The following is an 18,186-nucleotide window of genomic DNA, read 5'->3' on the forward strand; positions in this document are numbered from 1 at the left end:
CTTTAGAAGGACCGGATGCCGGAATTCCGGAAATCCGGGCAGCGCAAACAGCCGCGCATGCTGTGCGGACGAGGGCCGTGAAGCCCTCTGTCCCCTGCGCGGCTGTCCCGCCGGTTCCGCCAGCGGTTGGCGGGCGGTTGTTGTCTTAAGACTCGTCCGCAAAGACGATCTGGCCGTCCGCAAGCGAAGCAATCCGTACCAGCGAATCCACGCGGTACCCGGCTTCCTGCAGCCGGCTCCCGCCGGGCTGAAACGCTTTTTCGATCACGATGCCGATGCCTGCGACGCTTGCGCCTGCCTGCTCGACGATCCGGGCCAGGCCGAAGGCGGCCTCGCCGTTCGCAAGGAAGTCATCCACAATCAGCACCCGTTCGCCCGGTGCAATGAACTTGCGGGATACCGTAATATCGCTGGTCACCCGTTTCGTGAAGGAATAGACCTGCTCGACGTAGATATCTTCGGTCAGCGTCAGCGATTTCTGCTTGCGGGCAAAAATCAGCGGCACCCCGAGCTCCAGCGCCGTCATAATGCCGGGGGCGATGCCCGACGACTCGATCGTCAGCACCTTCGTTATCCCTTCCCCCTCGAAGCGGCGGCTGAATTCCCGCCCGACCTCGCGCATCAGCACCGGGTCCATTTGGTGGTTCAGAAAGGAATCCACCTTCAGCACGCCCGAAGGCAGCACAATACCTTCCTGGATCACCTTGTCCCGCAGCAGCCGCATGTGCAGCGCCTCCTTCTTGTTGCGCCCGGCTGCCGCGCTAGAGTCCGGTCGGACGCTTCGGCAGCAGCTGGCCGATAATCTGTTTCAGTTCCTGGTCTTCCCCGGAATCCGGCTTGCCGGTATCCAGATCCGTTATCCGGATCTGCGAATACCCGGCGTTCGGGCTGACCGGCTCGAAGATCAGACGCTCGCGATCCGCCAGCCTCACGTCGAACTTCATGTCCTTGAACATGTCGATCAGCTGCTGCTCCTGAGGCGCCTCGCCCTCGCCCAGATAGATCAGACCGCGAAGCGGTTTCGGGCCTTCCGGATGCATGACTTCAAAATGAACGATACATTCCATCTCTGTCTCACCTCCCGCCCTCGTGATGGCGGCCTTGGACGCGCCGCTATTGATCTCCGCCGATATAAGGCTCGGCGATGCTCCGGTACCTGGGGCCGTAACGCTCTTCAAGCTCCGCCCCCATATCCTGCTGCAATCCGAACAGGACCAATTCCTGCATGAAGTGGCTCAGCAGCAGCTCCACGAGCACGCGGTGCTCGGTGACCACCGCCTGGGCCGAACCGTCTTCCTGGCGCATGCCGAGCATGCACCAGCTCCGGTCGATGACGAACGAGAAGCGCCGTCCGGGGCCGGCTCCCTCCGCTCCATACCCGCCGCCAAGAGGCGGCCAGACGGGAAGGGCGGCGGGCGCTGCGGCTTCGCCGCCGATCGCCCACAGCAGCCGGACGCCGCGCTCTTCCGCGCGTTCCAGCTCGCCCCGCAGCAGCGCAGCTTCCTCGCGCCATACATCGACCACGATTTCCTGCACAGCGCCGTCCAGACGGCGGACCAGCGTATCCAGCACATTCCGCTCGCCTTCTACGTTGTAGAACGTGCGGGCGTCGGGACCGCCGCGCGGCATCTCGCTCTCCACGTAACGCAGCGACGCTTCCACCCGTCCGGAGATCATGCGCGACAGCTCGCCGGGCTCCAGCACGCTGTAGCGGGACGGCTCCCCGTCTCCGCAGCGGAGATATCCCTGCTGGGTCAGACGCTGCAGGGCCGCATAGACGTTCGAGCGCGACAGGCCGAGCCGCTTGGCGACTTCATAGCCCGAAGAAGGGCCGATGGCCGCCAGCTCGACCATGATTTTCGATTCCATCTCCGTGAAGCCGAGACTGCGCAAGTGCTGCAACAATTGATCCATCTAGATCTGCTCCGAGCCGCAGCGCGGGCACCACATGGAGCCTTTGGGAAGGTCGGCGCGGCAGATCTGGCATTTCACCATATCCCGGCCCGCCGGCTCTCCGTCATCGTCCGCTTCCGTGTAGCCGCCGCCGCTCTTCCATTCGCGGATACGGCGGTCCAGTTCCAGTTGGCGCTCCCGCTCGCGCTCCAGTTCCTCGGCCAGCCGGCGCTCCCGCTCGTCGCCGCCCTCATGCAGGGCGTAATCCTCGAAGTCCGGCTGTTCGCCGTAAGCCTCATCGCCGTATGCCTCGTCCCCGTAGTCGTCCGTCCCCCGTTCCTGCGGGGCCGGCGCCTCCTTGCGGATAACGGGCAGATCGTCGGCATGCAGCACGCGTCCCTCTTCGGGAATTACAGCCGCATCCCGCCCGGCCGCAGCGGAGCCCCCTCCCGCCGGATACTCCGGCGCTTCGGGAGCCGGCGCAGGGGCCGCGCTCTCCAGCTTGCGTCCGCACTGCGGACAGAAACGGGCGTCCATGGAAGCCACATATCCGCAGGCGCAAAGCCGTTCATTCTTCAATTCCGCAATCCGCACGCGCAGATCGTCGATCTTCTCCTGATGCTTGGAGCACGTCCGGGCCAGTTCGGTCATCCGGCCCTCCGCCAGCGTCAGATCGCGGCCGCGGTACCCTTCATAGAATATCCGCCCCATCCGCAAAAATTCCATATCCATCTCTCGTTCGATCTCGGCGATCCGGCTGTTCAGCTTGCCGATCTCGACGGAGTTCGTTGCTTTCTCGCTTACCCGGTTGGCTCCGTCCTTTAAGCGCTGCAATAGATTCATTGTCCGTTCCTCCTTCTCCCCAATGAGCCAAACTTGACTCTATCATACCAAAACTGACGGGCAGATTCATTATCGGAGCGAATCAGGCTATTTTTTGCAGAGCGGTCTGCCGATAAGGTACAATGAAGAAGCCAAATACAAGGATCAGGAGAACCAACGTGGACGAACAGGAGAGCAGACATCTGGCCTTAAGCCAGCTTCAGCATCATGTCCAGGATTTCCGGCATTGGGAATGGGACGAAGCCGTTACCCGGGAGATGGAGGAGTTCAAGCGTCTTCCCGCCCTGTACCGCCTGGCGCTGAACGAGCTGCAGAACAAGATTGAGGCCATCAAGACCGAATGGCAGATGCGCGACGGCTACAGCCCGATTGAACATGTGAAATCCCGGATCAAGGAGCCCAAGAGCATTCTGCGCAAAATGGAGCGGAAGGGCTGCGAATTCAGCCTGAGCCGCATGGAGGACGTCATTCACGATATCGCAGGCATGCGGATCGTGTGCGCATTCGTTAAGGATATCTACCGGATCGCCGACCATCTCGGCTCCCGGGAAGACCTGCGCGTGCTGGAGATCAAGGATTATATCGCCCGCCCCAAGCCCAACGGCTACCAGAGTCTTCATCTGATTGTCGCCGTTCCGCTGATTCTGCTGGAAGGCACGCGGTGGGTGAAGGCCGAGATTCAGCTTCGAACGCTGGCCATGGATTTCTGGGCCAGCATGGAGCATATTCTGTACTACAAATACGACAAGCAGCTTCCCGCCCATGTCGCCGACGAACTGCGGGAAGCCGCCCGGGCCGCCGACGAGCTGGATCAGAAGATGCTCCGGCTCCGCCGCGAAATTCTGGAACTGGCTGCGGCGGAGAGCGAATCCGGCCCTTCCGCTTCTTCCGGGGACCCGGCCGATTGACCGGAGCGGTGCTTGCGTCCGTCGCGCGTGCGCCGTGCGTCTGACGCATCCGCACCCACAGGCGGTATACCTTATGTAATAACCGAAAGAGCCTCTCCATGAAGCCCGAAGGGCGGATGGAGAGGCTCTTGTTCTGCTGCCCCGGCCGACGACGGAACGGCGGACCGGCGCTTTCTTGGCTATTTCGGCAGCCGTTTGGCCCGCTCGGCGGCGGCCTCGGCCACCGCCTTCACAATCCGCGACAGCCCTTCTTCCACGCCCGGCGCGCCGGGCAGCAGCGCCGCCCAGGCCCCGGATGGCGGCGCCACCTCGGGATCGGCCGGGAAAGGCCGGCTGCGAACCTCCCGGAACTGCGGTCCCGGCTGGTGCAGCATCCCTTCCGCCGCCGCTTCCGACAGCCACTCGCCGGCCTGATCGCCCGGTCCGCGCCGCTCCAGGCGCGCAAGCTCGGCGGCCAGTCCTCCGGCCGCCGAGCCCTTGCTCCCCGCGCCGGCTTCGGCCGCAGCGGGCGCGGCGGCGGCCCAGGCGCCGAAGACGCCGCCCAGCAGCTCCCGCTTCGGCAGGCCGCGGAGCGCCAGCGCCAGATGCGGGCGGCTCTCCAGCAGCCGGACGAGCTGCCCGGCGGTCGGCGCGCCCTCGGACGCCGCGGCTTCAAGCCGCCCTTCCCAGGCGGCCAGCTCCCCTGCGTCCGGCAGCAGACCCTCTTCGCGCAGCCAATCGGGAATCCGGCCGCGCATCAGGCCGTACAGCTCGCCGGGGCGGCTGCCCAGCCGTTCGGCCACTGCGCGCAGGCGCGCCGGACTCCAGACGGCCGCCTCCAGCGACAGCTCGCCGGACGTGCCCGTTCCGGCCCCTGCGCCCAGCCGAAGCCGGCCGGGAACGGCGTCGACCGTCATTGTTCCCCTTGCATTCACAGGCTTCAGCCCCTCCGTCCGGACGGAATGCTTCACATCCAGTCCTGATTTTGCAGTTCGATCAATTCTTTGAGTTCCCGGTTCGACATTTCGGTCAGCCAGGCTTCGCCGGAGCCGACGACCTGCTCGGAGAGGCTCTTCTTGCGCTCGATCAGCTCGTCGATCCGCTCTTCCAGCGTCCCCTGGCAGATCAGCTTGTGCACCTGCACGTTCCGAATCTGTCCGATGCGGAAGGCGCGGTCTGTCGCCTGGTTCTCCACCGCCGGATTCCACCACCGGTCGTAGTGGATGACGTGGTTCGCCCGCGTCAGGTTAAGCCCGACCCCGCCCGCCTTCAGGGAGAGCACGAAGAACGCCGAGCCTTCGCCGTCCTGGAAGGAGCGCACCATTTCATCCCGTTCCCGCTTCGGCACGCCGCCGTGCAGAAAGAGCGGCGCACGGCCGTACCGGCGCGCCAGCCGGCTGACCAGCAGCTGGCCCATCTCCACATACTGAGTGAAGATGAGCGCCGACTCGCCCAGCTCGGCAATGCTGTCGAGCACGCCGTACATCGCCTCCAGCTTGCCGGACTGCTCCTGCCGGGCAAGCCGCGTCTCCTCCTTGCGGTAGAGAAGCGGATGGTCGCAGATCTGCTTCAGCTTCGTCAGCGAAGAGAGGACCAGACCGCGGCGGGCCATGCCCGTGCTGTCCTCCAGCGAGCCCATTATCTCGTCCACGACGCCCTGGTACATCAGCGCCTGTGTCTCGGTCAGCGGACAGTACGATTTGATCTCCAGCTTCTCCGGCAGATCCTTCGAGATGTCCGGGTCGCTCTTGAGCCGGCGCAGCAGGAAGGGGGATACGAGCTTGCTCAGTTCTTTCAGCCTGCCGTTCTCCCCGCTCCCGTACCGCTGGCGAAAAGCATGGAACGTGCCCAGATAGCCGGGATTCAGGAAGTGGAAGATCGACCACAGCTCGCCGAGCCGGTTCTCGACCGGCGTGCCGGTCATCGCGATCCGGTGGGGCGCCGACAGCTTCATCACGCTCTGCGCCTGCTTCGTCCGGTAGTTCTTGATATACTGCGCCTCGTCCAGCACCACCGTTGACCAGATAATCCCCGCCAGATCGCCGCTGTCCCGGCCCGCCAGATGGTAGGTTGTCAGCACGATATCCCTGGCGGCGGCTTCCCGGCGGAATTCCTCGCCGCGCAGCCGGCGCACGCCGTGGTGTATATGAATGCTGAGCGACGGGGCGAACCGCTGCAGCTCGCGCTGCCAGTTGCCCAGAAGCGAAGTCGGGCACAGAATCAGCACCGGGCCCTTGTCTTCGGCCGCAGGTCCCCGGGAGGCCCGGTCGAGCAGGCAGGCGATGACCTGGATCGTTTTGCCGAGACCCATATCGTCTGCCAGACAGACCCCGAAGCCCATATCGGTCATCGCCGACAGCCACTGGAAGCCGCGCTCCTGATAAGGGCGCAGCGTGCCGTGCAGGCTGCCCGGCGCGAGCAGGGCCGGCATTTCCCGGCGAAGCTCGCCCCGCATCAGCGAGGCGAGCAGGCCCGTCGTCTCCATGCCGGCGACGGCCACGCCCTTCCACAGCCGGTCTTCGCTGTCCTCGGCCGACAAGCGCATCCATTCCGCCGCCGTCATTTCGCCGTTCTCGTGGCGCTTCATGTAGCGCAGCACCTGGCGGATCTCGCGCGGGTCCACCTCGACCCATTCTCCCCGGAAGCGGACGAACGGAACGCCTGCTTCCAGCAGCTCGTTCAGCTCCTCCGCGCTGATTGCCGTGTCGCCGAGCGAAGCCTCGATCCGGAAGCGAACGAGCTCTTCCAGCCCGAGCGAGAGCGCCCGGGCCTCCTCGCCGGCCGGCTCCGGCGGCTGCATGTTCAGCTTCAGGCCGATCCGCCGCCGTCCTTCCCGGCTCCAGCGGGACGGAAGCTGCACGGTAATCCGGCGTTCGGACAGCCGCGGCACCGCCTCTTTCAGAAAGACGTACAGCCGTTCAGGCGTCAGTTCGGCGCCCGTCGGAGCCGGATCCTCGAGCGCGCGGGCGATGTCGGCCGACAGCTCCGCCGCTTCGCCCAGCCCGTTCAGAAGCTGCTCCTGAATGTTGCGGTACTTGCGGCCCCACAGAGTGAAGTCCCGTTCGGCGCTGTTCCAGATGGCCGCCGCCGGCAGCCAGAAGCCCTGTTCCTCGCGGCTCTCGGCCCAGAATGACAGCCGCCAGCTGCCCTCTTCGCTGCCGGGCGGTTCAAGCCGCAGTCCCGCAGAGAGCGTTCCGCCGGAAGGCTCTCCGGCCCCTTCTACCCGGGGAATGCCGTCTTCCGCCGCCAGTCCCACCGTCTCCAGCAGGTCGGCGACCTCGGCCGCCGTCCCCTGCACGGGAATGTCGCGGCTGCCGGTCAGCAGACTGTTCCACCACAGCTCCGCGAGCGGCGAACGGCCCCGCCGGTAATCCGCCCGGTAAGGGGCCAGCTGGCCTTCCATGCCGGCGACAACCCGCTTTACCTCGGACTGGATGACCGCTTGCAGGAAGGAATAGAGCACCGAAGCCGCCGCCTCTTCGCGGACGAATGTCCCTTCTCCCGGTGCGGCATCCGTGCCGAGCCCGATCGCCGGCATGGACGCGGCCAGCTGCAGAAAGGCTTCCCGCTGCTCGCCGGTGCGCAGCACGGGAATCCAGCTGGCCCCGGCGGCCTGCTCGCCGCCTCTCCGGCGCGTCGAAGCCGCGCCGGGAGGCTGCGCTCCCGGGCCGAAGCCGCCCGTTCCGAGCAGCTCCAGCGCGAAGCGGGCCGCCGCCGCCCAGTAGGCGAGCTCGCCGCCCGGCTCGATACCCGCGCGCAGCGGAACGGATTCGTCCCAGGCCAGGAGAAGCTCGAACGCCTCGCGCGGCTGCAGCGCCAAGCCCTCCAGCGTGCGGCCCGGCAGCGAGCGTCTGCCGCTTCTGCCCTCGGCGCGCGCGCCCGGCACCTTTACTTCGGCCAGACGCAGAGCGGCCCCTGCAAAGGGGCGCTGCCCCGCGCCGAACTCCAGCCTTTTGACCGCGCCGGTCCAGGCATCCACTTTCGGTTCCGAGGTCTCTCCGGAGAAGCAGAACCACACATCTCCCAACCACACTGCATACAGGTGCTTCGTCATCGTAATCTCCCGTCTTCTCTAGCCGTGCCCAGCCGAATATCCTTCAATCGCATTCATCCACCATCTTATACGAAAATCGTCTTTTTTAAAAACCCCTCATGAACTTTCGGACCCCGCGAAGGACCGAAAGCCTGTATAAAAAAGGATGACCATCCGGTCATTTTTGCCGCCAGCGGGTATAGAATGATAGAAACTTTTGCAAGGAGGCCGCAGACCATGAATACCGCTCCGCAGCACATGTCCCGCAATTCGTCCTACAAATGGTGGAATCTGCTGTTCTATCTGGGCGTTCTGACCGTCAATATTCTGTCCGTCGCCCTTCCGCTCGGAGGCCGCACCACCGGCGAAATCTCTGACCGGTACTACACGCTGGTCACTCCGGCCGGATATGCTTTCTCCATCTGGAGCGTGATCTACCTCCTGCTTGGAGGCTTCGTTCTGTACGCCTTCCGTCCCGCGGAGGGAAGGCCCTCTCCCGCCGAGCGGATCGGCGGCTGGTTCATCGCAAGCTGCGCCTTCAACATGACCTGGCTGCTGCTCTGGCATGCGCTCAAGATCGAACTTGCCTGGATCGCTATTGTCCTGCTGCTCGTCTCCCTGATTGTGATCTATAACAAGACCCGGGTTATTGAATACCCGACCGCCGGAGAGCGCTGGCTGGTCAAGCTGCCGTTCAGCATCTATCTGGGCTGGCTGTGCGTCGCGACGATTGTCAACACAGCGGTTGTTCTGGAGAAGAACGGGTGGAGCGGCTGGGGGCTGCCGGACACCTTCTGGGCCGCTGCCGTACTGACCGCAGGGTCCCTGCTGGCGGCCTATATCGCCTGGACCCGGAGCGATGCGGTGCTGCCCCTTGTCTTTGTCTGGGCCTACATCGCCATCGGAGTAGAGCATGATGACGTCCGGGCGGTCTATTTGACCGCTTGGATTGCCGCCGGAGTCCTGTTCGCCCTATCTGCCTGGGTGTTCTTCCGGCGGGGCCGGGATGGCCGTTACCGGATTTAGCTGCGGCCTCTTCAGAAGCGAAAGCCCGGGGCGCAATTCATGCGCCTCGGGCTCTCATGTTCAATCTCCGGTTGTCCGCTTTCGGTTGCCCGCCTTCTTCCAAAATCCGATTGCCGGCAGGGCGGCTGCCGCAAACGTATCCCTATGCCTCCGATTTACTTCGCCCGGGCCACGGCCTCGATCTCCACCAGTCCGTCCTTTGGCAGCCGGGCGACCTCCACGGCGCTGCGCGCCGGGTACGGCTCGCTGAAGAAGCTGCTGTACACCGCGTTCACTGCCGCAAAGTCGTTCATATCCTTGAGGAAGACCGTCGTCTTCACGACCTGGTCGAGCGATGCGCCGGCTTCCTCCAGAATGGCCTTCAGATTATTCAGCGACTGGCGGGCCTGCGCTTCGACACCCTCGGCGAGTTCCCCGGTAGCCGGATCAAGACCTAACTGGCCCGAGGTGTAGACCCAATGCCCTGCAATTACCGCCTGGCTGTAAGGCCCGATTGCACCCGGGGCCTGCTTCGTTGCTACCTGTTTCTTGCTCACTGTCCATCTCTCCTTCTCATCAGCGCCTGGCTGGAATGGTCCCATTGTACGACGGCTCTCCAATGCGGCGCAATCCGGCCCTTCATCTTCCTGCCGGTTCCTGCCGGCTTCCCAGCACCTGAATGACATCATTGGTGTAAATATGGGAGCCGTGCGCCCCGGACTCTGCGACAGCCGCCATCGCCCGGGCCACCGTATCTCCGGTTACGGCCCGGTAGACGGCCGCGCGGCCCACCATCAGACCGCCGAACGCTCGCATGGCGACTCCTGCCAGCCGTTCGCCGACCCGGAACTCCTCGCGGGTTCCAAGCAGCAGCGACGGCCGGAACAGGTGAATGCCGGGAATTCCCGAGCCCAGCACGCCTTCTTCCATCCGGCCTTTGGTCCGGAGGTAGAAGTTCTTGGAATGCGCATGCGCTCCCAGCGACGATATGGCCAGGTACTGGTCCGCTCCGGCCTGCCGGGCCAATCTCGCGGCCGTAAGCGGATAATGAAGGTCCACCTTCTCAAAAGCCGGCTGCGATCCCGCCTTCTTAATTGTTGTTCCCAGGCAGCTGAAGACCGCATCCACGCCTTCGAACAGAGCCGTCTGAAGGTCGAGTCTGTCCCAATCGACCGGGTACTCGGTCAGCTTGTCATGCTGCAGCCCCGTGCTGCGGCGAACCAGCACCCGCACCTCGCCCCAGCTCTCCCGAAGCAGCAGCTCCTTCGTCAAGGCCCGGCCTACGAGGCCGGTGGCTCCCAGCACCAATGCGGTTCTGGCCATTGGCCCTTCCTCCTCTCTATATTCCGCCGCAGCCGGCCTAGCGCTCTCTCAGAAGCACCCGGCGGCCGACGGCGGCCATGAGCACAATCATGAATCCTCCGACCACAAGCTGCATGCCGTAGACTTGGGTCCAATGCGGCCAATCCTTGATCCATTCGTAGATCTGCCCGCCGACAAGCGGCCCGAAGAACGCTGCCAGACCGGTCAGAGAAGAGTAGACGGCCATGTACATCGGCCGCTCCTTCTTCGGCGTATCCCCGATCATATAGTTGAAGGCGAGCTGGTTGAAGCCGCCGATGCCGATCCCATAGATCATATGCGCCGCCAGAAGCACGGCCAGCATCGGCAGCGCGGACAGCAGCCCCCAGGTCAGCGAGGACAGGGCGATGACCGGCAGCGTCCAGAAGAGCAGCTTCTTATTGCTGTGCCGGGCATTCAGATTCCCCCAGAAGTAGAAGCCCGCCATCATGCAGACGGTCTGGGTGACATTCAGCAGAGACAGCGTCTTGTAGTTGATGTCCAGCAGTTCGAGCATGACATAGGAGTAGAGCGGAATGACCAGATTCTGCAGCAGCAGCCATGCCGCCAGGAACAGGGTGGAACGCATGAAGCCGGCGTCGTTCAGCGGTTTTTTGAACATCGGCCAGAAGCGGTTCTCCTCCGACTTCTCGAATTCCACATCCGGGTAGAAGAAGAAGATGACCACATTCGACAGCGCAAAGACCCAGACCACGATATACAGAATCAGAAACCCGTGCCCGCCCGGATAGCGGTCGAGCAGGATGCCGCCTCCGAACATCGCCAGGCTCCCCAGCGCGTTCAGAAGCGTATTGCGGATGCCGAAATAACGTCCGCGCACGCGCGCCGGGACAAGGTCTCCGATGACGGAACTCCAGAGTACTCCGCCTGCCGTTCCGAAGAACGCTGCAACCGAATACAGAAGAATAAAGGCGGCAACCCAATAGGACTGAGGAAGAAGAAGCGGGATCAGTCCGGTGGATATCCAGAGAACCCGATGAAGACCGATAAAGGTGACGAGCGCCCATTTGCGGCTCGGCAGCTTCTGGATGAAGAAGGCGACGGCGATCTGGCCGATGTTCGCCAGTGTCGTAATTGCCAGCACGAAGCCGATTTGGCCGGATGTCGCCCCGAGATAGAGCAGAAAGCCGGTCAGAAACTGACCCTGAAGCAGCACCTGGAAGATCGTGGAGGGAACTCCCTCCCAGGTAGCCATGTATAAATTTTTGCGGTGAACGGAGAGTCCCTTTCTGGCGGGAACAGGATTCCCGGACCGGCCGAGCTTGATATTCATGGTGTCTTGACACTCCTTTGACGCGGACGTATGGCCTCATTCTACCCGACCGTCGCAGGGCGTCAATACGAGAGAATTCCAAAAACGTTTGGAGGTTTATCTTCCTCCCGGAGAAATCGGCAAATACAGGGAGAACGTGCTGCCCTTGCCCTCCTCGCTGTTCAGTACAATAAACCCGCCCAGCAGGCGAGCCAGGTCCCGGCTGATTGACAGTCCCAGACCCGTACCGCCGTACTGGCGGCTGATCGTGCCGTCGGCTTGCTGGAACGCCTCAAATATGCGGACATGCTTGTTCTTCGCTATTCCGATTCCGGTATCCCGGACATCGAAGGCGATCCATTCCGTCTCCCGCTTGCCGTCCCGGCGGCGTTCGGTTCTGATCGTCAGGCTGACTCCGCCGCTGTGGGTGAACTTGAAGGCATTGGAGAGCAGGTTCCGGAGAATCTGCTGGATGCGCTGAGGATCGGAGACGATAAAGTCAGGCAGGCCCTCCCGCTCTACCAGTTCGAACTGAAGGCCCTTCTGCCGGGCGATAACATCGAATTGCTGCCAGACAAGAACCGGAATCTCACTGACGCTGATAATTTCATTGGCGACTTCCAGCTTGCCCGCCTCAACTTTGGAGAGATCAAGAATATCATTGATAAGCAGCAGCAGATCCTGGCCCGAACGGTGAATGATGGAGCCGTAGACCGAAATCTCTTCCCCGGTCAGCGAACCTTCATGCTCCTCGACCATCTGCGAGAGATTGATGATGCTGTTGAGCGGGGTGCGCAGCTCGTGCGACATATTGGCCAGAAATTCCGATTTATACTGGGAGGCAATCATCAGCTGCTTGGCCCGCTCCTCCAGAACGATCTTGTTCTTGTGCAGCTCTTCCGTCTGTTCGGAGAGCAGACGGTTGGCCTGCTGGATCTGCTGCGAACGCATATGCTCCAGATGGAAGTCCCGGGCGATAAGGCCGAACAGGATACTGAGCACAACACCGCCAGGCAGCGTAGCCGGCATAATATCGGTCATATATCGGCCGAAAGGGATCACGCCGAAGACCGCGATGTTCACCGTGTTCAGGATATTGATGACGAGAATGACAATCAAGCCCTTCACAAGGACCGAAGTCCGGGAACGCCGGAGCCAGGGAGTCATTGCCGCAGCCGCCAGCCCCAAGAGAGAAAGGTTGAGCACCCCGACATAAGCGGCGGGGGTGAGCCCAAAGGTAAGGCGCATCAGTCCGGTGCCGATACCGATCACAATCAGCAGAAGCGGCTGCGGATAGGCTACGGCGGAGATGATAAGCGGCACGATGCGCAGATCAAAGATGACGTTCTCGTCGAGCTTGTATCCGAAGAACGAGCTCGTCCATCCGGCAAAGATGGCGATAAGCACCCAGCCCGCCGTCTTCAGGTGAACCGGAGCTCTGCCGAGCACATGTTTATAAATCACATTGCCTATGTATGCTACGGTAATCAGAACCGCCGTATTAATTAGAAATACCTTGATATATTCCATGGGTTCACTCCTGCCGGTTCCTCCATATTTATACAGCCTATTCATATCCAGTATTTATCTTATCATAGGCCGGAAGATTAAGCATGGGAACAGAAGGTTCTCCGTCCAAAAGAAAAAGAAGCGCAAATCAGGCTCGATTTGCGCTTCTTCCCGTGAACATCAGCCACGGCTTGAACGGATTCAGCCGCATTCGCCGCTGCACTGCGCTTCCGGAAGAACCGGCTGCCGGAAGGACTTCGTAGAGAGAGGCGGCGTCCACCGCATGTTCAGGCTCCGTCTCTACCCCTGTCTCGGGGAGTATATAATACCGGGTATGATACGTCGAGATCAGGTCTCCCTGCTGCGTCATTACCCGGTCTCCTTGAATTTCAAGGATTCTCCCCGATATAACGTGCGATCGGTACATGGACATCGCCTCTTCATTTAGACATTTAGATATGAAAGAATCCATCCGGCCGGGCCGGCCTGATTCATGAAGATCCGGTTAATCGCGATGGGAACGTCCCCAGGAAGTATATTCTTCTTCCGCAGCTTCTTTAGTGTGTCCGTAACGTTCTTGAAGCTTGCCGACCAGCTTGTCCTTCTCGCCGTCAATGACATCGAGATCGTCATCGGTCAGTTTGCCCCACTGCTTCTTAGCTTCGCCCTTCAGCTGATTCCATTTTCCCTTGAATACATGGCTGTCCATTTCGATCACTCCTTCAGTTGATGTCGATCATACCTAACATTACCCGTCCCCCTCTGGAGTGAATCCGCGTTGAAAAGGGAGACGATGCTGAAATAAGTCGCATTTTGTCACATAATCATGGAGGATTAGCATTCTATTTTCATTAAAAATTTGATATAATTCAAGATGCGAATCGGGAAGTTGCGGGGATATGTGATAATATTCACATGATTTCTTTTGTCAAGATGTTAAAGTACCATCGGGCCTCAAAGCTATTTCTTAAAATTTGGGTAATATTAGGGTGACTTGATTCGGCAATTCGTCGAATTAAGGCCATTAGCCCTAGATTCAAAGTGACAAAAATCATTTATAAAGTGATTAATATCACTTCCATTTGTTATTAAAATGTTTTACATTTTAATATATATATTTTAAACTAATCTTTTGGAGGTCATCAAATCATGAAAAAAGTAACAGCAGTAGCTACAAGCGCTCTTCTTCTCGGTCTGCTCGCCGCAGGTTGCGGCAACAATAACGACAACAACAACGCTGCCAGCTCGGCCGCTCCGACAACCGCTCCTGCGGCTTCCGTAGCTCCGGCTTCCGCCGCACCGGCCGCATCGACGGCTCCTGCCGCTTCCGTAGCGCCTGCCGGCGAGTACAAAGACGGCACTTATGAAGCTACCGGCGAAATGGACGCTGAATCCGGCTGGGCCGACAAAGCAGTGGTAACCGTTACCAACGGCCAGATCTCGGCTGTGAAGTTCACAGGCGTTGACAAAGACGGCAACGACAAGCAGGAATTCTCCAAGGCCGGCAAGTACGGCATGAAGGAGAAGAATCCTAAGGCACAGGGCGAATGGCATGAAGAAATCGCCAAGGCTGAAGAATACTACATGGCCAACCTGGGCAAAGCCCCTACTTTTGACGCTGAAGGCAAGACAGACGCTATCTCCGGCGTATCCATCCATGTAGGCAACTTCTGGACGCTGGCTGACAAAGCCCTCGAAAGCGCCAAACAGTAATTCCCGGTTCCATCACTCGCACACTCGCAGGCTAATCCGATGAACGAGGTGAATTTCAGTTGAAGAGAATAGTTGTTTTGGGCGGCGGTTACGGCGGCGTGCTGACGGCCAAGAAACTGGCAAAGAAATTAAAGAACAACCCAGATGTACAAATCACACTGATTGACCGGAATCCCTACCACACGCTTCTGACCGAACTGCATGAGGTTTCCGCCAGCCGCGCTCCGGAAGATTCCATCAAGATTGACCTGAAGAAGATATTCGCCGGTCTCAAGGTTGATGTCGTCCTCGACGAGATCTCCAACATTGACTTCAAAGGCAAGAGCCTGAAGTCGGACAAAGCGACCTATGAATACGACTATCTGGTCATCGGTACAGGCAGCAAGCCGACGTACTTCGGAATCCCGGGTGCCGAAGAAAACACGTTCTCCTTCTGGTCCTACGACGATGCCGTCGCTCTGAAACGCCAGATCCGCGACATGTTCACCGCTGGCGCCAAGGAGAAGAATGCGGCGGTTCGCCGTTCGATGCTCACCTTCGTTATCATCGGCGCAGGCTTTACCGGCGTGGAGCTGGTTGGCGAAATGGCCGAGTACCGTGATGAACTGTGCAAGGAATTCTACATTGATCCGTCCGAAGTACGGCTGATCGTCGCCGATATGGCGCCGAAGATCCTGCCGATTCTGCCTGACAAGCTGATTCAGAAGGCCGAACAGCACCTCCGCAAGCTGAACGTCGAGATCGTTACCGGCGCGAAGATTACGGAAGTCGGCAAGGGCTCGGTTGCTCTCGGCGAGAAGAACCTCGTCAGCGCCAACACGATCGTATGGACAGCAGGTGTCGAAGGCTCCGAGCTGGTCGGCACGCTGGATGATATCCAGCAGCAGGGCCGCAAGCGCATCGTTACAGACGCGCATCTCGAGAGCGTCGATCACAAGAACGTCTATGTAGTCGGCGACAACATCTTCTACATTCCGGAAGGCGAACAGCGTCCGGTGCCGCAGATGGTTGAGAATGCCGAACTGGCGGCTCCGGTGATCGCCAACAACATTGTTGCCGATATGAACGGAACGCCGAAGAAGGCCTACAAACCGGCTTTCCACGGAACCATGGTTTCGATCGGAAGCCGCTACGGCGTAGCTAATGTCGGTCTTCCGAACAAAATGTTCATGCTAACCGGCTTCATGGCCATGTTCGCCAAGCACATGATCAATATTTATTACCTGTCCGGCGTCGTTGGCTTCAACAAGGTCTGGACCTACATGATGCACGAGTTCTTCCATGTGGAGAACCGCAGAAGCTTCGTTGGCGGACACTTCTCCAAGCGTTCCCCGAACTTCTGGCTGGTGCCCCTCCGCATTCTGCTCGGCAGCATGTGGCTCTATGAAGGGATCGACAAGCTGAAGAAGATTATCGACCAGGGCTGGCACAAGATCTTCCTGATCCCCGCCGCTCCGTACCTGAAGGACGCTACTTCGGCGGCCAGCCAGGCGGTTGATAATGTCAAGGATACGGTCGACGCCCAATCGGCGGCATCCACGGTACAGTCGGCTTCCGAAGCCGTCTCCGCGCTGCCGGTTCCAAAGTTCATCTACAACATTACGAACTGGTTCATGGATCTGATGTTCTACAAGCCGGACGGCAACTACACGTTCCTGGCCAAATGGTTCCAGCTCGGCATGGTCTGCGCCGAGATTGTACTTGGCGTTATGCTGATCGTCGGTCTGTTCACCGCCCTGTCCTCGATCGCTACGATCGGAATGGCGGTTATGATCTGGACGACCAAAATGGCATCCACGGAAATGCTCTGGTACGTGGGCGCCGCCATCGCCTGCATCGGCGGTTCGGGCAGCGTCTTCGGTCTGGACTACTACGTATTGCCTTGGCTCAAGAAGCGGTGGAAACGCCTGCCTATTGTACGTCGCTGGTATCTGTATACGGACTGATCCCGTTCATTATTAGTTCTCATATGCATCATCATCAGAGTAATGTGTCCTTAGAGGCACATTACTCTGCTTATTTCAGCCCCTTTTTTTTGTCCGCTCCTTCCGAGGTCCCGGAGAATGCGACCTTTGAAGCGCAGCTTCGTAAAATACGGTAACAAGATTATGACAAGCGGTTTTGTGGGGATGGACAGGGACGACGCTGCTTCCGCAAAACCGAAGGTAAGGAGAGATTCTCTATGCACCAAAAGCTTATGGAAGATACATTCCGGCGTCTTCAGGACGAACTTTCCCCTGTCGCCGGAATCCGGCTTTCTCTCTCTCCGGCGGAATGCGAGCGGCTGTTCCCGGTTATGGAACGCCATCATCTGGCTTACGACCGCAGGGTCTCCCTGCTGGCGATTCAGACCATCCTGATCCAGGCCGCAAGGCGGCACCAGGAATGCGCCCAAGGCCATCCCGAACTGGTGCGGGCTATTCTGGACGGCGACTATCTCTACAGCTTCTATCTCCAATATGCGCTTAAATATCAGGAGCTTGATCTGGTCGCCTACCTGGCCCCCCATGTCAAGAAGCTGCAAATCCGGCGAGCCGCCGGCGAGCTGGAAGAGCCGGACTGGGCTTCTCTCTTCTCCCGCTATCTGGAGAAGGAGAGCAAGGCGGCTCCGCCCAAGCTTGCGAATCATGCAATCGGACAGGTGGTTTAGACAATGCCCCTCAAGCTGCACGAAGCTCTGGATATCAATCTGGATGAGATTAACCGGGAGATCGAGAATCTCGTCCTCAAGGACCGGGATGTAGCAGCCCGTTCGCCCTTGTCGCAGGGCATTCTGGAGCTGGTCCGCTCGGGCGGCAAGCGGCTCCGCCCGCTGCTTGTCGTCGTCGGCAGCCGTTTCGGTCCGAAGCCGGCCGGCCGGCGGACGCTGCAGCTTGCCGCAGCCGCGGAATTCATCCATGTCGCTTCACTCATTCACGACGACATCATCGACGGCGCCGAGCTCCGCCGGGGCGAGCCCGCGCTTCACATGCGGACCGGAATTGCTCCGGCCGTTCATATCGGGAATTACATGTCGGCCCGTGTAATTGAGCTGCTGGCGCGTTATGCCGACAACGAGCAGCGTTATGTGCACGACCTGTCGGCGGTAGCTACCGCGCAGCTGTGCCTCGGCGAATACCAGCAGATGGAGCACGCTTTTGACTACAACCTGACGCTGGAGCAGTACCTGGAGAAGTCGATCAACAAAACCGCCATGCTGATGGCAACCTGCCTTCGGGTAGGCGCGCTCTCCTCGGGATGTTCCAATGAGACGGCCGACGAGCTCTACGCTTTCGGGGAGGCGCTGGGGATTTCCTTTCAGATTCAGGACGATCTCTTGGATTTCACCCAGTCCTCGGACGCGCTCGGCAAGCCGGCCGGAAGCGATCTGCGGCACGGACAGGTCACGCTGCCGGTCCTCTTCGCGCTGGAGGACCCGGCTCTTGCGCCGCAGATTCGGCGCATCGGGCCGCATTCGAGCGAATCGGAACTGGCCGGGGTGCTGGAAGGCATCGGACAAAGCAGCGCGCTGCGCCGGACGGAGGCGGTCAGCCAGTCATATCTGGACCGGGCCGCCGCCATCGCCGAACGGCTGAAGTCCCATCCGGCACAGTCCGATCTGGTCACGCTGCTGCGTTATTTCGCGGTTCGCGACCGTTAGCAGCCGAATACGAATCTATGCACAAAAAAGCAGCCGCCCGGGGAACCGG

At 60.3% G+C, this 18,186-nt stretch carries 18 protein-coding genes; 6 read left to right on the forward strand and 12 right to left on the reverse strand.

Annotated features, from left to right (window positions below; translation table 11 throughout):
• Positions 1-145: 145 nt before the first annotated feature.
• Genes F4V43_RS18235 through F4V43_RS18250 form a run of 4 tightly spaced genes read right to left on the reverse strand, consistent with a single transcriptional unit; the run spans position 146 to position 2,736 of the window.
• Positions 146-724 (reverse strand): xanthine phosphoribosyltransferase, encoded by a 579-nt coding sequence (locus F4V43_RS18235; protein WP_150459693.1) that lies wholly within the window; start codon positions 722-724, stop codon positions 146-148.
• Positions 725-761: 37 nt separating this feature from the next.
• The gene (locus F4V43_RS18240; RefSeq protein WP_150459694.1) at positions 762-1,067 is read right to left on the reverse strand and encodes a hypothetical protein; all 306 of its coding nucleotides are present in this window, start codon (positions 1,065-1,067) and stop codon (positions 762-764) included.
• A 46-nt stretch (positions 1,068-1,113) separates the two neighbouring features.
• Positions 1,114-1,914, reverse strand: a complete 801-nt coding sequence (locus F4V43_RS18245) for a TrmB family transcriptional regulator (RefSeq protein WP_150459695.1) — start codon at positions 1,912-1,914, stop codon at positions 1,114-1,116.
• Positions 1,915-2,736, reverse strand: a complete 822-nt coding sequence (locus tag F4V43_RS18250) for a zinc ribbon domain-containing protein (protein WP_150459696.1) — start codon at positions 2,734-2,736, stop codon at positions 1,915-1,917. It abuts the gene before it with no gap.
• A gap of 257 nt (positions 2,737-2,993) precedes the next feature.
• Here F4V43_RS18250 and F4V43_RS18255 point away from each other — a divergent pair, with 257 nt between their 5' ends.
• Positions 2,994-3,644, forward strand: coding sequence for a GTP pyrophosphokinase family protein (locus tag F4V43_RS18255; protein ID WP_223879961.1), 651 nt, complete (start codon positions 2,994-2,996; stop codon positions 3,642-3,644).
• 179 nt (positions 3,645-3,823) lie between these two features.
• Here the strand turns inward: F4V43_RS18255 and F4V43_RS18260 are convergent, their stop codons facing one another.
• A complete protein-coding gene (locus F4V43_RS18260) occupies positions 3,824-4,558 on the reverse strand; it encodes a hypothetical protein (RefSeq protein ID WP_150459698.1) in 735 nt (244 codons plus the stop codon).
• Positions 4,559-4,590: 32 nt separating this feature from the next.
• Positions 4,591-7,677, reverse strand: coding sequence for a DEAD/DEAH box helicase (locus F4V43_RS18265; protein WP_150459699.1), 3,087 nt, complete (start codon positions 7,675-7,677; stop codon positions 4,591-4,593).
• 216 nt (positions 7,678-7,893) lie between these two features.
• Between F4V43_RS18265 and F4V43_RS18270 the strand changes: the two genes are divergently transcribed.
• Positions 7,894-8,682 (forward strand): TspO/MBR family protein, encoded by a 789-nt coding sequence (locus tag F4V43_RS18270; RefSeq protein ID WP_223879958.1) that lies wholly within the window; start codon positions 7,894-7,896, stop codon positions 8,680-8,682.
• Positions 8,683-8,837: 155 nt separating this feature from the next.
• On the opposite strand, the gene F4V43_RS18275 is transcribed toward F4V43_RS18270, so the two are convergent.
• The 6 genes from F4V43_RS18275 to F4V43_RS18300 all read right to left on the reverse strand — a co-directional run bounded on the left by F4V43_RS18275 (position 8,838) and on the right by F4V43_RS18300 (position 13,493).
• On the reverse strand, positions 8,838-9,218 hold the full coding sequence (locus F4V43_RS18275; RefSeq protein ID WP_150459700.1) for a RidA family protein: 381 nt from the start codon (positions 9,216-9,218) through the stop codon (positions 8,838-8,840).
• A gap of 82 nt (positions 9,219-9,300) precedes the next feature.
• Positions 9,301-9,984, reverse strand: coding sequence for an NAD(P)H-binding protein (locus F4V43_RS18280; protein ID WP_150459701.1), 684 nt, complete (start codon positions 9,982-9,984; stop codon positions 9,301-9,303).
• Positions 9,985-10,021: 37 nt separating this feature from the next.
• Entirely contained in the window at positions 10,022-11,296 is a 1,275-nt protein-coding gene (locus F4V43_RS18285; protein ID WP_150459702.1) for an MFS transporter, read from the reverse strand.
• A gap of 96 nt (positions 11,297-11,392) precedes the next feature.
• Positions 11,393-12,805, reverse strand: a complete 1,413-nt coding sequence (locus F4V43_RS18290; RefSeq protein ID WP_150459703.1) for a sensor histidine kinase — start codon at positions 12,803-12,805, stop codon at positions 11,393-11,395.
• 127 nt (positions 12,806-12,932) lie between these two features.
• Positions 12,933-13,154, reverse strand: a complete 222-nt coding sequence (locus F4V43_RS18295; protein ID WP_150459704.1) for a hypothetical protein — start codon at positions 13,152-13,154, stop codon at positions 12,933-12,935.
• A 135-nt stretch (positions 13,155-13,289) separates the two neighbouring features.
• On the reverse strand, positions 13,290-13,493 hold the full coding sequence (locus F4V43_RS18300; protein ID WP_150459705.1) for a CsbD family protein: 204 nt from the start codon (positions 13,491-13,493) through the stop codon (positions 13,290-13,292).
• A gap of 440 nt (positions 13,494-13,933) precedes the next feature.
• Here F4V43_RS18300 and F4V43_RS18305 point away from each other — a divergent pair, with 440 nt between their 5' ends.
• From F4V43_RS18305 to F4V43_RS18320, 4 genes are all read left to right on the forward strand, one after another.
• The gene (locus tag F4V43_RS18305; RefSeq protein ID WP_150459706.1) at positions 13,934-14,497 is read left to right on the forward strand and encodes an FMN-binding protein; all 564 of its coding nucleotides are present in this window, start codon (positions 13,934-13,936) and stop codon (positions 14,495-14,497) included.
• A gap of 59 nt (positions 14,498-14,556) precedes the next feature.
• Positions 14,557-16,443: an FAD-dependent oxidoreductase gene (locus F4V43_RS18310; protein WP_150459707.1), complete on the forward strand. Its 1,887-nt coding sequence runs from the start codon at positions 14,557-14,559 to the stop codon at positions 16,441-16,443.
• Between the two features lie 236 nt (positions 16,444-16,679).
• Entirely contained in the window at positions 16,680-17,147 is a 468-nt protein-coding gene (locus tag F4V43_RS18315) for a polyprenyl synthetase family protein (protein ID WP_150459708.1), read from the forward strand.
• A 3-nt stretch (positions 17,148-17,150) separates the two neighbouring features.
• Positions 17,151-18,137, forward strand: a complete 987-nt coding sequence (locus F4V43_RS18320) for a polyprenyl synthetase family protein (protein ID WP_150459709.1) — start codon at positions 17,151-17,153, stop codon at positions 18,135-18,137.
• Positions 18,138-18,186: the final 49 nt, after the last annotated feature.

Origin of the sequence: Paenibacillus spiritus (assembly GCF_008710135.1) — a bacterium.
Taxonomy (GTDB): domain Bacteria; phylum Bacillota; class Bacilli; order Paenibacillales; family Paenibacillaceae; genus Paenibacillus_AQ; species Paenibacillus_AQ glufosinatiresistens.

What these genes read in the sequence shown, in the direction of transcription:
- F4V43_RS18280 (WP_150459701.1), bottom strand. Translation starts at nt 9,984, where the DNA reads ATGGCCAGAACCGCATTGGTGCTGGGAGCCACCGGCCTCGTAGGCCGG.
- F4V43_RS18290 (WP_150459703.1), bottom strand. Translation starts at nt 12,805, where the DNA reads ATGGAATATATCAAGGTATTTCTAATTAATACGGCGGTTCTGATTACC.
- F4V43_RS18240 (WP_150459694.1), bottom strand. Translation starts at nt 1,067, where the DNA reads ATGGAATGTATCGTTCATTTTGAAGTCATGCATCCGGAAGGCCCGAAA.
- F4V43_RS18285 (WP_150459702.1), bottom strand. Translation starts at nt 11,296, where the DNA reads ATGAATATCAAGCTCGGCCGGTCCGGGAATCCTGTTCCCGCCAGAAAG.
- F4V43_RS18270 (WP_223879958.1), top strand. Translation starts at nt 7,894, where the DNA reads ATGAATACCGCTCCGCAGCACATGTCCCGCAATTCGTCCTACAAATGG.
- F4V43_RS18265 (WP_150459699.1), bottom strand. Translation starts at nt 7,677, where the DNA reads ATGACGAAGCACCTGTATGCAGTGTGGTTGGGAGATGTGTGGTTCTGC.
- F4V43_RS18320 (WP_150459709.1), top strand. Translation starts at nt 17,151, where the DNA reads ATGCCCCTCAAGCTGCACGAAGCTCTGGATATCAATCTGGATGAGATT.
- F4V43_RS18315 (WP_150459708.1), top strand. Translation starts at nt 16,680, where the DNA reads ATGCACCAAAAGCTTATGGAAGATACATTCCGGCGTCTTCAGGACGAA.
- F4V43_RS18295 (WP_150459704.1), bottom strand. Translation starts at nt 13,154, where the DNA reads ATGACGCAGCAGGGAGACCTGATCTCGACGTATCATACCCGGTATTAT.
- F4V43_RS18255 (WP_223879961.1), top strand. Translation starts at nt 2,994, where the DNA reads ATGGAGGAGTTCAAGCGTCTTCCCGCCCTGTACCGCCTGGCGCTGAAC.
- F4V43_RS18245 (WP_150459695.1), bottom strand. Translation starts at nt 1,914, where the DNA reads ATGGATCAATTGTTGCAGCACTTGCGCAGTCTCGGCTTCACGGAGATG.
- F4V43_RS18235 (WP_150459693.1), bottom strand. Translation starts at nt 724, where the DNA reads ATGCGGCTGCTGCGGGACAAGGTGATCCAGGAAGGTATTGTGCTGCCT.
- F4V43_RS18300 (WP_150459705.1), bottom strand. Translation starts at nt 13,493, where the DNA reads ATGGACAGCCATGTATTCAAGGGAAAATGGAATCAGCTGAAGGGCGAA.
- F4V43_RS18250 (WP_150459696.1), bottom strand. Translation starts at nt 2,736, where the DNA reads ATGAATCTATTGCAGCGCTTAAAGGACGGAGCCAACCGGGTAAGCGAG.
- F4V43_RS18305 (WP_150459706.1), top strand. Translation starts at nt 13,934, where the DNA reads ATGAAAAAAGTAACAGCAGTAGCTACAAGCGCTCTTCTTCTCGGTCTG.